General features: G+C 46.6%; 10 protein-coding genes and 1 pseudogene. 6 read left to right on the top strand and 5 right to left on the bottom strand.

Going from position 1 to position 14,799, the window contains the following annotated elements; genetic code table 11:
- Window positions 1–5: 5 nt before the first annotated feature.
- From lgt to ebsA, 4 genes are all read right to left on the bottom strand, one after another.
- A complete protein-coding gene (gene lgt / locus AM1_RS20760; RefSeq protein ID WP_041660084.1) occupies window positions 6–842 on the bottom strand; it encodes a prolipoprotein diacylglyceryl transferase in 837 nt (278 codons plus the stop codon).
- Window positions 843–979: 137 nt separating this feature from the next.
- On the bottom strand, window positions 980–1,225 hold the full coding sequence (locus tag AM1_RS20755) for a TIGR02450 family Trp-rich protein (protein WP_041660982.1): 246 nt from the start codon (window positions 1,223–1,225) through the stop codon (window positions 980–982).
- 51 nt (window positions 1,226–1,276) lie between these two features.
- Window positions 1,277–2,365 carry a phosphotransacetylase family protein gene (locus AM1_RS20750; protein WP_012164859.1) on the bottom strand — a complete coding sequence of 363 codons (1,089 nt, stop codon included), beginning with the start codon at window positions 2,363–2,365 and terminating at the stop codon, window positions 1,277–1,279.
- Window positions 2,366–2,391: 26 nt separating this feature from the next.
- Window positions 2,392–2,772, bottom strand: coding sequence for a type IV pilus biogenesis protein EbsA (gene ebsA, locus AM1_RS20745; RefSeq protein WP_010470152.1), 381 nt, complete (start codon window positions 2,770–2,772; stop codon window positions 2,392–2,394).
- A gap of 246 nt (window positions 2,773–3,018) precedes the next feature.
- Between ebsA and AM1_RS20740 the strand changes: the two genes are divergently transcribed.
- The 6 genes and pseudogenes from AM1_RS20740 to AM1_RS20705 all read left to right on the top strand — a co-directional run bounded on the left by AM1_RS20740 (window position 3,019) and on the right by AM1_RS20705 (window position 12,809).
- Window positions 3,019–3,993, top strand: coding sequence for a radical SAM protein (locus AM1_RS20740; protein ID WP_012164858.1), 975 nt, complete (start codon window positions 3,019–3,021; stop codon window positions 3,991–3,993).
- Window positions 3,986–5,368 (top strand): glycosyltransferase, encoded by a 1,383-nt coding sequence (locus AM1_RS20735; protein ID WP_238549028.1) that lies wholly within the window; start codon window positions 3,986–3,988, stop codon window positions 5,366–5,368. The genes AM1_RS20740 and AM1_RS20735 overlap by 8 nt, the downstream gene beginning before the upstream one ends.
- Before the next feature lie 91 nt (window positions 5,369–5,459).
- Window positions 5,460–6,516 (top strand): annotated as a pseudogene (locus tag AM1_RS39915) (IS630-like element ISAcma41 family transposase).
- Window positions 6,517–7,300: 784 nt separating this feature from the next.
- Window positions 7,301–8,908, top strand: a complete 1,608-nt coding sequence (locus AM1_RS20720; protein WP_012164855.1) for an SGNH/GDSL hydrolase family protein — start codon at window positions 7,301–7,303, stop codon at window positions 8,906–8,908.
- 703 nt (window positions 8,909–9,611) lie between these two features.
- Window positions 9,612–11,243, top strand: a complete 1,632-nt coding sequence (locus AM1_RS20710; protein ID WP_012164854.1) for a CHASE domain-containing protein — start codon at window positions 9,612–9,614, stop codon at window positions 11,241–11,243.
- 57 nt (window positions 11,244–11,300) lie between these two features.
- Window positions 11,301–12,809, top strand: a complete 1,509-nt coding sequence (locus tag AM1_RS20705) for a phenylacetate--CoA ligase family protein (RefSeq protein ID WP_012164853.1) — start codon at window positions 11,301–11,303, stop codon at window positions 12,807–12,809.
- A gap of 9 nt (window positions 12,810–12,818) precedes the next feature.
- On the opposite strand, the gene glmS is transcribed toward AM1_RS20705, so the two are convergent.
- Complete coding sequence (glmS, locus tag AM1_RS20700; protein ID WP_012164852.1) at window positions 12,819–14,705, bottom strand: glutamine--fructose-6-phosphate transaminase (isomerizing); 1,887 nt, start codon at window positions 14,703–14,705, stop codon at window positions 12,819–12,821.
- Window positions 14,706–14,799: the final 94 nt, after the last annotated feature.

The raw sequence follows: 14,799 nt of genomic DNA, 5'->3' as shown, positions 1-14,799 counted from the left end.
TCGCATTAAGATGCCTGCTTTGTATCAGGCAGGCTCCGCTTCAGCAAATACAGCCAGGTCAACCCAAGCATGCCAATACCAATGCCAATCAAGCTTACGACTTGAGCAATCCGCAAAGGCCCTAGCATTAAACTATCCGTCCGCAATCCCTCAATCCATAGCCGACCCAAGCTATAGGTCACCGCATAGACCAGAAAGATCGTGCCTTTTTTAGCCTTTGGGAACTTAAAAAACAATGCCAGCAAGATTCCCAGTACCATCAGATTCCATACTGATTCATAGAGAAAAGTAGGGTGAAAGTAGGCTGAATTCCGATAGGCAAGTGGACGACGCGCAGGCGGAATGAATAGCTTCCAAGGCAGATCGGTCGGATCGCCAAAAGCTTCTGAATTAAAGAAATTGCCCCAGCGGCCGATGGCTTGCCCCAAGATCAATGATGGAGCAACCAGATCTGCTAACTGCCAAAAAGACACCTTTTTCAGACGACTAAAAATCAAGGCCGCCAACATGCCGCCAAGGATAGCGCCATGAATGGCAATTCCCCCGCGCCAAATGGTAGCAACCTGGTCTAAATGTTGGCTGTAATACTCCCACTGGAACAGAACATAGTAAAGGCGAGCACAGGGGATGGCTCCTATGACCAACCAAATGGCCAAATCACTGATGTCATCAGGCTTAATGCGACGGTAGGTAGCTAAGTGCCGAGAGAGCTGTAGCCCCAAAACGATCGCAGCTGCAATCAGGACGCCGTACCATCGAATAACGACAGAACCAACCCTGAAGATTTCTGGTCCAGGAGAGGTAAAAACGGCCCAGTACAATGGCAACAAATTAACGAACATGGTTAATACACAGGCATGGATTCATCAGGAGTTTGAGCCCCAGTGCATAGTATCGCACCCCATGCTTAAGAACCGTCGTATTGATGCGTCGGTTCCAATGGAAAGACATGTAAGGCATGGCATTAGTTATACCTGACTTACTCAATCGATTGCGCCTGTTCCAGTAAAGATTGCCAACCCGGCTTCCATAACCCTCGATTTTTCAGAGCTTTGGCATTCACCCAAAATCGCACTGTTTCATCACAAGCCGCAACTAACTCAGCAAAAACCAGGGAACCTTCATTTTTGCGGTTAACAACCCGAAAATGTCGCCAACCAAAGGTTGAAGACTGAGCGGTCCATTTAGAACCAATCAAATGAGGGTGTTTCTGTTTTTTCACAATCAAACGGAACACTTGGTGACAAGTGAATGGAGCGATTAACAATCAATTATTTTAAAGAGCGACAGGAGAGGGTAAACCCAGGGCGCTCAAGAGTCGATCAATATCGCAGTACTGACTAATCATGTCCTGAATGCATTCAACTTTAATGCGTTCATGGACTTGGGCACGCTGAAACGCTTTCTCTATGATGTCAACGGTAGTCAAGGTGTCCGAATCAACTAGCAAGACTGGAATCTCCAGATCTTTAGCCCGGTTCAGTACAAGTTCGTTGGGAGGGAAATGCCCCGTCAAAATCAAGCAATGGGTAGAAGACTCCAAAGCCGCAAGTTGTAGATCAGTGCGGTCGCCTCCTGTCACCACAGCCATATTTCGCCCTTTGCGGAAATACTTTAAGGCAGAATTAACGTTCATCGCTCCGATGGTCAGCTCTTCCACCATGAGGTTGAGAAATTCATGGCCGCACAACACCTCAGCCTGGAGCTGTTGGACCAATTCCGATACGCTAACACTGCGTAGTAAGGCGTTACTGGGTAGTATCCCCACAACAGGTATTTCTTTCGTTTCTAGAAAGGATTGCACTGTTGATTGCAATAGTTGTTGCTGTTCAACGTTGACATCATTGAAAATAACGCCCACCAAACGATTACCAAGGATTGCTTTCGCATTAAGCAATGCATCTATCATGGCTAGATTGTGAAAGCGGCTCACTAACACAACCTCTGCATCCAGTGCCTGAGCCATTTGGGGTAGAGATACGTCAAATAGATACCCTTCCGACAAGGAACCAGGACCTTCTAAGAGGACGAGGTCAACATCATCTCTCTTTTCCAACTGATGTAGCTGTTCTACGTAGTTCGTCGCATCCCTATCTTCAAGTTGTTGCTGAATGTGATGAGGATTGATAGATAACAGGGTCGGGTAAATCTGCTCTGACGTGAGTCCAAGGGTTTCAGCAATGAACTTAACATCAATATCTAGCCCGTCATTAGCCAATCCTTCAGCATAGGTCCCGATGGGTTTGGCGTAGGCTAATCGGTATCCCTTACTGATCAGAGATTGAGCAAGGCCCAAAATGGCAGCTGACTTACCACTGAAGGCTTCAATGGAACCAATCAGCAGGTGCTTTGATGCCTTTTGCACTCCGAGAACTCCTCATGGATTAAGTGTTAATCATCTAGTTTTAACAGCTTACGATAGAAAGTCTTGGGAAAATCAGCAACTTTTGTGCGTCGGTAGTTGGTAATTACTTCGATTAAAAAACCAATAAATTCAAAATTGGTGATCGTGAGTTCGTAATTGAGATCTCCATCATTATCGAACTGGATACGGCAACGGGTGAGGTCTGCAGGTAACTTAGAAACGTTCCAAGTTGCTACAAATGGGATGTTGCTTCCCCCTTCAATACCCCGTTGCCCCTCCAAATTACTATTTTGATACAGCGTTATCGCTAAGGGCAGTAAATCTCTCTTGCCGCCTTGGTAGTAAGGCAGGTAGACATTAACGTCTCGTGGGGTAGCAGGTTGAATAGCATCTAAAACTTGGGTCATCTAACAACGTCCTCATTGACCGATCAATCAATAAACCTCATGTATGAAGTATGGGCAAGTCCGTGACGAATTTTACTGTTTGACCTGAATTTTTCTGCTTTTCTCTCAAAATGCTTCCCCTTTATTGAGCAGTCAGAATGTCAAGCACACCAAATATATAAAGATATATATACAGTTTATGGTATACGTGGTGGGTAGAACCAATGGACCTCTGCCGGTAAAGTTGCTTAGCTGGAACAGAAGATTATGGCTCCCCTAGTTGCAAATTATTATCTGACCTACCGTTGCAATGCTCGATGTCATTTCTGTGATATTTGGGCGTTAGATCCAGGTAAGGAAGCAGATTTCGATACGATTGAGCATAATCTAGAAGATTTAAAGCGCCTGGGAGTCAAATATGTTGATTTTACAGGAGGAGAGCCGCTTTTAAGAACAGATGTTGGCCGAATCTACCAAACTGCGAAGCAGCTTGGGTTCTACACCAGCATGACCACCAATACGATTCTCTATTTAAAAAAGGCCCATGAAGTCAGAGGGCTAGTCGACTTCCTCAATTTCTCACTGGATGGTCCGGATGCAGAAACCCACGATCAATCAAGGGGAGTCAAAATTTTTGATAATTTGGTCGAGTCGGTCAAGTTAGCCCTAGACCTAGGAGAATATCCAGTTCTGAACCATACGGTGACAGCACAGAACTACGAGCGGATTCATGAGGTAGCTGAATTAGGAGCACGCCTAGGAGTCAGAGTATGGCTGAATCCAGCATTTACCGCCTACGCAAACTATAACAATCGGAAAAATCCAACCCCTGCTATTGTCGAGGCCATTGAGTCTAGTGGCAGAAAGTACCGAAATCTGGGGTACAACAAAGCAGCTTTAGAGTTCATCAGGGCTGGAGGGAATGATACCCAAAACCCAAGATGTAAAGCGGTCGATGCCGTGATCGCCATTTCCCCGAATGACGAGTTGCTGCTTCCTTGCTATCACTTCGCTCAAACTGGCGTACCCATAGAAGGCAAATTGTACGAACTATATCGACAATCTGAAATCGTTGAAGAATACCGCCAATCCCAAGGGCAGCTTAAGGTATGCGAAGGTTGTACCGTTTGGTGCTATCTCATTCCCAGCTTTTTCCAAGGTGTTGATAAATATTGGGTCTTGAACCAAGTCAGTTATGTCGGAGAATTCCTGGCCAGAAAACGATTCTTGCAGCATGTCTAACGTGAAATCTCCATGGCCAGAAGACCCGGAACTCCCACAGCTTTCTGAGGTAGAAATTGATTATCCCGAAGGTGAAGGTCGGCGACGCAAAGCGGCTTTGATGCTGGCCTTAATTTGGAGCTGTACGATTGCGTTGCATCTGTTTTCGGTTGGGTTTTGGGCCGTTTGTGGTCTGACAACCGTTATTAGTATGCACTGGTTGCGAATGATTCGGGCGTCGGCACTGCCCACTGAAGAGCCATTAAACCTAGATAAACCTGAAACTGAATATCCCTTTGTATCCCTCTTAGTATCGGCAAAAAATGAAGAAGCAGTTCTAGGATCTTTGGTTAAAACCCTCTGCAAGCTAGACTATCCTGCCGAACGATATGAAGTTTGGATTGTAGATGACAATAGTACGGATAAGACCCCCGACGTACTGGCTCAATTGTCTGAAGAGTATGCGCAACTCCATGTGCTGCGCCGATCGGAAGAAGACGGTGGTGGCAAATCCGGGGCCTTAAATCAGGTTTTGCCAATGACTCAAGGCGACATCATTGGGGTTTTTGATGCTGATGCTCAGGTCTCTGCCGATTTACTCTGTCGAGTGTTACCCCTGTTTGATGATCCGCAAATGGGTGCCGTCCAGGTTCGTAAACAGATTGCGAACGCTGATACCAATTTTTGGACTCGAGGTCAGTCTGCTGAAATGGGTTTAGACCTGTATCTTCAACAGCAGCGGATTGCAGTGGGGGGGGTTGGCGAGCTGCGTGGTAATGGCCAATTTGTGCGTCGCCAGGCGTTGGCAAGTTGTGGGGGCTGGAATGAAGCGACCATCACTGATGATTTGGATTTGACCTTCCGCTTACATCTAAATCATTGGGACATTGGCATATTGCCTGTACCTGCGGTACGGGAAGAAGGAGTGACACGGGCTATAGCGCTTTGGCATCAACGGAATCGTTGGGCCGAAGGGGGGTATCAACGATATTTAGATTATTGGCCTTTAATTATTCGCAATCGTTTAGGACCCCGTAAAACCTTTGATTTAGTGGTGTTTTGGTTTGCTCAATATGTTCTGCCCACTGCAGCTGTGCCTGACTTGGTGATGGCGACCGCTCGCAACCAGCTCCCACTACTAATGCCGATGACGAGTGTCACCATGTTGTTGTCGTTGGTTGGCATGTGGAATGGGTTAGACCGTATTCGTAAAGCTGAACAAATTGCCCCAACACCGCTGGTGATGTTCTTACAAACCGTAAGAGGGACGCTGTATACTTGCCATTGGTTTTTGGTGATGGCTTGTGTCACGGCCAGGATGTCCATTCGACCCAAACGCTTGAAATGGGTAAAAACCCTGCGCCAAGATGACTATCAGATTTATGTGCCTGATTAGGTAAAGTATACTGCGTACGACTTGCGGCTTAACATTGTAGTGGAGAGATTTGGCAGACTGGGAGTATCCCTCAACCGACTCCCCTACTTGCATGATTAAAATTGATTTCACCGCAGAGGAAATCCAACACCTCAATTACGAACGCTATCATCACCCTCACCCACGGGTGCAGCGACGGATGGAAGTGCTCTACTTGAAAAGTCAGGGTCTTCCCCATGCCCAGATTTGTCAGCTTTGTCAGATTAGTCGTCCGACCTTAGCTAAAACCCTTCGTCTGTATCAACAAGGCGGAATTGAAGGGTTGAAAACCCTGGAATACAAAGGTCAATCCAGTTCACTCAACGCTCATAGCGATAGTGTGAGAGCCTATTTTGAGCAACACCCGCCCCGCACCAGTGCAGAAGCCCAAGCAGTCATTGAACAATTGACAGGTATTAAGCGTTCTCCAACCCAGATTCAAAGCCTTCCTCAAACGCATTGGTTGTCGCTCTCGAAAAGTGGGGTATGTGCCGGGAAAGTCGAGTCTGCCCGAGAAAATTGAGGAGCAAGAGCAGTTTCGACAAACTCGCCTTGAACCCTTATTAGAGGAAGCTCAACGCCAAGAGCGTCTTGTCTTTTTTGTGGATGCTGCTCATTTTGTTCACCGGGCTTATCTGGGGTTTCTCTGGTGCCTTCGTCGGATCTTCATCCCTTCTCCTTCTGGCCGTCAACGATTCAATGTTCTGGGTGCACTCAACGCTGTCACCAAAGAAGTCACCAGTATCACCAACCACACCTACATCAACTCTCATAGCATGTGTCTGTTGCTAGCCAAGCTGGCACTACTCGACCCAGTCATACCCATCAGCGTCATTTTAGACAATGCCCGATATCAAAAATGCCAGCTGGTGACTGACTTTGCTGAGATCGTCGATATTGAGTTAGTCTATTTGCCCTCCTATTCACCCCATTTGAATTTGATTGAGCGGCTTTGGCGCTTTGTGCGCAAGGAATGTCTCTACTCGAAGTATTATTCGGATTTTCACTCTTTCAAAGGGGCCATTCAACAGTGCATTGACCAATGCAATACAGAGCATAAGGCGAAACTAACCAGCCTGCTCTCACTCAAATTTCAGTCTTTCCAGAAAGTTAATCTCTTAACCGTCTAGAGTATATTTAAAAGAACTTCTGGGCTTTAGCGTATGCCAATGAGGTTGATGAAAAACAAGATTTTGGCCTTCCAACCTAATTGATTCTCACCCGTTTGCGTGGCAGATTCTTTCGAAAAATCCCTTCTAAATATTTGCATAGTTTTCGATTGCCTAGAACTTTAAAGGCATTTCTTTTTTATCGATAGATGGGATAAAAGACTCTATGCTAGGCATCTATTAGCCTGGAGTTTCTGTTTATTGGCTCATCATCAAAAGCTTGCACAGAAGTACCAAAATAATGCCTTTGCGGTTGGTTGCTAATGGCTGCCAACCTTCAAGCTCATACTTGGTCTTCAGCTATATATGCCTCTTTTAGCCGGATAGTACTGTCTGGCTGATTTTATTTTGGGTGAGTACTATCCTTATAATGCAACTTGGGTAGAGAATGAAGTTTTAGCTTTGTCAGAGAAATATTTCAGTCTATCCAATATCCAATTTGTTCGTTCTTTTATATCGGTAGACTATTTGCCCGACTGAATAAATTAGTCCTATGGGTTCAAAAAGATTGGTTCTAATTCTGAGGGAATAGGCAATAAAGTGTTCGGAATAATTTTTGGATTGTAAATAAATATTTTTATCCAAAAGTTAGAAATAAAATTAATCTCTACTAGAGGGCAGAGTTAGTAACCTGCAAAATTCATGCTGGGGTATAACTCATATTCCAGCATGAATTTTGCAGCCTTTTTAAGCTTTGCTTAGCGCAGATTTCTAGCGCTTTAAGAGAACTGTAGGAGGGATAAAGATGAGAATTACCCTTGGAGATTTAACGAATATCTATGTCCTCGGGGATAGTCTATCTGACACAGGAAATATCTTCACGTTCACTGCTGGTCAGATTCCTCCTCCTCCCTACTTCGAGGGACGGGTTTCTAATGGACCTGTGGCAATTGAGTATGTAGTAGATAGGCTCAATAATGCCGAATCAAATCTGAATTTAGCGCTAGCGCCGTCATTACTGGGTGGGAATAATTTTTCTTTTACTGGAGCTGGAACAGGTCGCAACAACTCGAATGAAGATGACTTCAATTTAGATTTACCGGGGCTACTGGATCAAGTTGATGCATATCGACAATTAGGAACCGACTCTGCCAATAGCTTGTTCTTTGTCTGGGCAGGGCCAACAAATTTTCTCGATAACTTAGGCGGCACGAATACAGACGATCGAGCGGTCTTAATTGAACAAGGGGTTGAGAACTTACTGGTTGGAGTAGAAGCGCTGGTGGCATCGGGAGCGAGTAAATTCGTGATACCCAATATGCTAAACCTAGGCCGACTACCTACGAGCGCGGCATTTCAACGAGAAGCACGAACAGTTGCGATCGCATTTAACGGACGCCTGGGATTATCCTTAGACAACCTGGAGCAAAAGGTTGGCAATCAGAGCTTGGAGCTGGTTGAAGTTGATTTATTTGGGCTGGGAGAAACGATTGCTGAAAATCCTACCCGCTTTGGATTTACCAATACCACCGACCCACTCCTGTCATTAGTCGCTACGGGGCAAGCGCTTCCCAATACCCCTGGATTTTTCTTTTGGGATCCGTTACATCCCACCACACAGGCCCATGCCATCATCGGTGAAACCATCTTCAATACGTTGATAGGGGACATTCCTCAACCTACTTTGAATGACATTCTAGGGACTTCCCAACGGGATTTCTTATTTGGTACAAAGGCGGCAGACAATATCGATGGATTCGCAGGGAATGATTTTCTCTTTGGTCTTTCGGGAGACGATCGCATTGAAGGGTGGCAAGGCCGGGATTGGCTATTTGGAAATACCGGTAATGACACGATAGATGGTGGAGCGGGTCGGGATGTTGCCTGGGGCGGTTCTGGTGATGATTTAGTATTCGGTGGAGAGGGCGGCGATTGGCTATCGGGGAATGAGGGGAGTGACATTCTGATTGGAGATGAGGGGGCTGATGCCCTATGGGGCAATCAAGGAGATGACGATCTCCTTGGCGGTAGGGGAAATGACCGATTATGGGGGAATGCTGGAGATGATATTCTCCGTGGCGGAGAGGGGCATGACTGGTTGTTTGGGGGGAATGGTGCCGACAAGTTAGTAGGCGGAAATGGCGATGATTGGTTAGCGGGCGGTGCGGGGGATGATGTCTTTGTTGGTGGTCCCGGTCAAGATTCGTTGATTGGGGGACTGGGGAATGATGTTGTCCAATATCAAGCGTTGATGAGTGACTTTACGTTCCGTGGTGGCCCTGAACAGTTCCAGGTAATTGGGGCAGGTGGAACCCAAACACTGCTAGGAATAGAATTCTTGGAATTTGCCAATGAGCAAATCGCAGTGCATAGCCTTCCTTTTGCCTCCTCAATACCTTTGCTGGAGATTTAGAAGCTGGAGGGGTGGATCTTTTAGACCGCAAGGTACTGGGGAGATATGAATAGGACTTCTATCAAGCACCTATTGGTCAGGCGATGAGTGAAATTCTCAAATGGATCTGATCTTTTTGCTTATCACCTAGGAAGCAATAGAATGCTGGATACCGCTTCAATAACAAGATGTTAGGTCGGTGTAAAAAATTTATCCTTGTTGATAGCTATATGAGATATGCTTTAAGGCTTATATCGTTCAGACGATCAGATATTCTTGCATTTTTTTTGGAATTCTGTTTTTTTATTTTTTCGTTAGATCTTTAAGACTTATCGAAATGATTTTTATGTGAAGATCTAGGCTTTTGTATAACTTTTTCATAACAAAAACTGTTTCAAGAAAACTTCTTCTAGTTTTACCAGCTTTAATTCTTTACTCCTTTTGCTAAGACGCAATATGGCAGGTGAATTAAGGATTTTAGCTATCAAAGAATAAGGATTTATTTCGTCAGTGAAGCATAAAGTGATTGTTACAATTGCCGCTGTCAAGTGGGCAAAATAGATGTAGAACAGCATTTATTTATTGGCATAAATTTTGTCGCCAGTGGGTGAGTTTCTATTTCTATACAGAATGACAATTATTACTTACTCAATAAAACAGGATAGATAACGAACATAGCTTGATTGGCCTGTTTTCGTAAGTAATCCAGAGGGGGATATTCATTTTGAACAGAAAAATAGCGTTAATTTCTATTCCCACAGGAGTATTGGGAATTGGTCTATCAGCGTTATTAGCATTAAAGTTCTATTCCCTAGAAACTCAAGCTATTCAAAAAGATTTTCAGCAGGATATCAATGAGCAGGTCCACCGCTTAGAAGCCAAAATTGATGCCAAACTGGAAGCTATTAATAGCCTCAAGCTGCTGTTTGATAGTTCTGAGCAGGTCACACCCAAAGAGTTCCAGCAATTCACGCACAATCTCTTAGCTCGTCATAAAGATATTCAAGCCCTGGAATGGGTGCCTAAGGTTAAACATGCGGATCGGGCAACATTTATCAAACAGCGACAACAAAACTATCCTGCTTTTGAAATTACCCAACAGGTTAGCCAAGGCAAGATGGTTCGTGCTCAAAAACGAGCAGAATACTACCCGGTATCATTTTTAGAACCTTTTGCCGGTAATGAATTGGCTTTAGGATTTGATTTGGCTTCTGATGCGACTCGTAAACGGGCCATCACCTTAGCCACCGATACGGGAATGGTTCAATCCACCAGTAATTTGACCTTGGTCCAAGAACAAGAAGAGCAAAAAGGCTTCATCACCTTTATTCCGGTCTATCAAGACCAGCCCAACACATTAGATAGCAGACGCCAACGGTTGGAAGGTTTGGTGTTGGGGGTCTTTCGGATCAGTGATTTAGTTAATGGGGCGATTCAGCCTGGGGCGATAGATGCAATTAACCTGCAACTGATGGATACATCCAATCCAGAAGATATTCCCTATGTGCGGCAATCGAGATTAGGTCAGCCGATGCCTGAACATGAATATCGTTCTGATCTCAAATCGATTGCTGGGCAGCAATGGACGATTGCGGCTATCCCTTCTAATGTTTATTTCAACGAGAAGCGAAGTGGCCTGCCCTGGGCAGTGTTCTGGGTGGGTTTAGTTTTTACGGTTCTGACTGAAGCCTATGTATTCTTTATCCTTCGGCAGTCAAAGCTTGTGGAGACCGTTGTCCGCGATCGCACGAAGGAATTAGAAGAAGCGAACAAAAAACTCTCTCTAATCTCTACCACAGATGAATTAACCCATATTGCCAATCGCCGACACTTTAACGATTGTTTGGATAAAGAGTGGAAGCGGGCGATCCGTGAGCAAACCCCCATGACGTTATTTCTGATCAATCTAGATTTTTTCCGACAGTTTAATGAGGGATATGGGTTTGTCGCTGGCGATGAGTGCCTAAAAAAAATCGCGTCTCAACTGGAATCTCTGCTCAAGCGTCCTGCAGACCTAGTGGCCAGATTTGAAGGGGAAACCTTTGCACTACTGCTACCGAATACCGCAAATGCGGAACCCCTTGCTCAGCGCTGTATCGAATCCATAGAAGCTTTGAAGATCAAACATATTTACTCCCCCATTAGTGAATATGTCACCGTCAGTATTGGGGTTGGGTTTGTACGACCAGCTCATGATACACCCATGACTAAGTTAGTGGAGAAAGCCACGCAAGCCTTATTACAAGCGAAGGATGCTGGGCGCAATCAGCATGCCTTTATTCATATCCCTTCCTTTGCCGATACCTTGGTGCCATCTGACCCAGCATCTCAAGAGTTACAATTTCAGTCCCAATAATATCGACTCAAAAGCGAGTGGTTTGCCAAGATAAGGGGAGTACGCTCATTTTCCCCTATGACAGGCCCTCTCCAACATACTCTTAAGGCTTTACAGACGTTCCTTGATACGCCCTTAGAGGAACTGATTGATTCATCTGCTTCGACATCAGCACATGTCCTATCCCTGTTTCACCGGGTTGCCCAGACCGTTCCGGCTTACCACGACTTCCTTCAGCAACAGGGCGTCGACCCTAAGCAAATTCAGACGTTAGAAGACTTTGCTACCCTACCTTTAACGACCAAAGACAATTATTTACGGCAGTTTCCCCTGCCTCATCTCTGTCGTGATGGCAAGTTGGAGACCTGTGACATGATCGCAGTGTCTTCTGGATCGACGGGAGAACCAACCTTTTGGCCACGTTTCATCTCGGATGAGTATCAAATCTCGACCCGTTTTGAACAAATTTTTGTGGATAGCTTTGCTGCAGATCAAAAGCGGACCCTTGCTGTTGTTTGCTTTGCCCTCGGGACTTGGGTGGGAGGGATGTACACCGCCAACTGTTGTCGCCACTTAGCCAGTAAAGGCTATCCCCTCACAGTGATTACACCTGGCAATAATACAACTGAAATTTTGCGGGTGGTGCAAACTCTGGGCCCCATGTTTGACCAGGTTGTACTGTTGGGATATCCACCCTTTCTTAAGGATGTTATTGATACGGGACTGGCAGCGGGCATCCCATGGCCTCAATATCATCTCAAATGGGTGATGGCAGGGGAAGTATTTAGCGAAGCGTGGCGAGATTTAGTCGGGACTCGGGTGGGTTCAACAAGCCCCTGCTTTGACTCGGCTTCTTTATATGGCACTGCTGATGCAGGTGTATTGGGAAATGAAACTCCATTAAGCATCTGTATCCGACGATTTTTAGCTGATCATCCCACGATTGCTGCTGAGCTATTGGGGGAATCTCGCTTGCCCACTCTGGTTCAGTATGATCCCAAGAGTCGATATTTTGAGGTCACCGACGAGGGAACACTATTATTCTCTGGTGATAATGGAATTCCCCTTATTCGGTATCACATTTGCGATCGCGGCGGCATTATCCCCTACGACCAGATGTTGGCGTTTTTGAAAGCCCGTGGATTTGATGCGATCTCAACCTTACAACAGCAAGGTCACACTCCGGTTCGCCCCCTACCGTTTGTCTATGTATTTGGCCGCTCCCATTTCACAGTGTCGTTCTTTGGGGCCAATATCTATCCAGAAAATGTAACGGTGGGTTTGGAACAACCAGAGATTTGCGATTGGGTCACCGGCAAATTTGTGATGCAGGTACAAACCGATGCGGATCAGAACTCCCATTTAGTAATTGATGTGGAACTTGCACCGGGTGAGGCTGCTAGTCCAGCCAGGACAGACGCGATAGCCGCACCAGTTTTACATCAGCTTCGCAGGCTAAACAGTGAATTTGCAAACTATGTTCCAGTGAATTACCAAATGCCGCAGATTTATTTACGGCCCAATGGTGATCCGGCCTATTTCCCTATAGGAGTGAAGCATCGCTACACTCGCCCCACAGCGTCCTAGGGTTTGGGTCTACTCAACCGTCACGGATTTCGCCAAATTACGAGGCTGATCCACATCCAGTCCACGTAGAGCTGCAATATGGTAGGACAGCAACTGCAACGGCACCACCGTTAGCAGTGGTGAAATAATCTCATCCACTGCAGGTACAGGCAGCAACGTATCGAAGGTCTCTTTGGCTTCCTGCTCATTCATTGGGGTAACCCCAATCAGGCGAGCATCTCGGGCTCGGGCTTCTTGGGCGTTGGAGAGCACCTTTTCAAACACCGTTCCCGGCATTGCAATGGCCACCACAGGAACCTTGGCATCCAGCAATGCGATGGGGCCATGCTTCATCTCCCCTGCCGGATATCCCTCCGCATGGATATAGCTAATCTCTTTCAGCTTCAGCGCCCCTTCCAGAGCAATGGGAAAATTGATACCTCGACCAATATAGATAAAGTCCTGGGTTTCGACAAAATCATGGGCCAAGGTTTCCACATACCGCTCCTGGCTTTCCAACACCTGCTCTAGCTGAGCGGGAAGCTGTTGCAAACCATCAATGATTTCCCCCAAGCGCTGAGGGGCAACAGTTTTACGCTGATAAGCCACCTCAATCGCCAAAAAGTAAAAGGCCATCAGTTGAGCCATAAAGGTTTTGGTGGCGGCCACGCCAATCTCAATCCCAGCATGGGTATCAATAATGGCAGGAACTAAACGGGCCAAAGAGCTTTCGGGGCGATTGGTAATGCCCAACAGGCGGGCCTGGAGATGAGCGGGTTGCTGAGAACGACGTTGCTGCTCCGTTTCCAGGGCAGCAAGTGTATCAGCGGTTTCCCCCGACTGGGTGACGCCAATGGTGAGGGTATTGGCCGTCATGGGTGAAGGGGCGTACCGAAATTCAGAGGCGTACTGCACCACCGTTGGGATACCTGCTAACTGCTCCAGTAAATGCTTACCGACTAAGCTGGCGTGCCAACTCGTCCCGCAGGCCATAATTTGGATATTTTCCAAGTTCGCGGTTAACTCTGGGGCCAAATTGAGGCGAATGGGACTGGTGGCTTGCCCCGGTTGCCAGGTGCTATCTACATACTTTTCCAGGCATGTTCGCACCACCCCAGGCTGCTCATAGATTTCCTTAAGCATAAAGTGCTTAAAGCCCTGTTTCTCCACCATCACGGGGTTCCAGTTCAGGGTGCGGGGCGGACGACGCACGCGGTTTCCCTCAAAGTGGTAAAGCTCCACCCCTTGAGTGGTCAGGCGAGCCAGTTCTTGGTTCTCTAGGGTTAAGACGGTGCGGGTGTGGTGAATCAAGGCGGGGGGATCAGAGGCACAGAAATATTCGCCATCGCCAAAACCGACCACTAAGGGAGCCTGTTGACGAGCTACGATCAGTTCATCCGGGAAATCGGCAGACACGACTGCGATCGCAAAGGCCCCTTCTAAATGATTGACGGCCTGTCGAACTGCTTCCAGCAGAGAAGGCTCTCCTTTTGCCTTTAGACCGTCCAGCTTTTCAGAGATTAAATGGGGAATAACTTCCGTATCAGTTTCAGAGCGAAACGTACAGCCCCGTTCTTTCAGTTCTTCTCGCAGTTCCCGATAATTTTCGATAATGCCGTTTTGCACGACTGCCAAACGATCGCGAGCATCTCGGTGGGGATGGGCGTTATGTTCTTCCGGTTTGCCGTGAGTTGCCCAGCGTGTGTGGCCAATGCCCAGAACCGCCGAATTTTCCCAGCTGGCTAACTTCTCTTGCAGATGGTGCAGTTTGCCTTTAGCCCGAATGCATTGGAGTTGAGCCTCGGATACCGTAGCAATCCCCGCTGAATCGTACCCCCGATATTCCAGTTTTTGTAGACCCGAAAGCAGAATTCCGCTGGCCGTTTGAGGGCCAATATAACCGACAATACCGCACATAATTCTGGAGAGACTCGCTATTGATCAACACAAAGGCAGTTTGACTCAACTCTGCTAGAAATGGCAATCCCTAACGGTATCTATCTTTGGTATC

This window comes from Acaryochloris marina MBIC11017 (assembly GCF_000018105.1).
Taxonomy (GTDB): Bacteria; Cyanobacteriota; Cyanobacteriia; order Thermosynechococcales; family Thermosynechococcaceae; genus Acaryochloris; species Acaryochloris marina.
The sequence above is the reverse complement of the archived record's forward strand: the minus strand, read 5'-3'. Positions and strand labels throughout refer to the sequence as shown.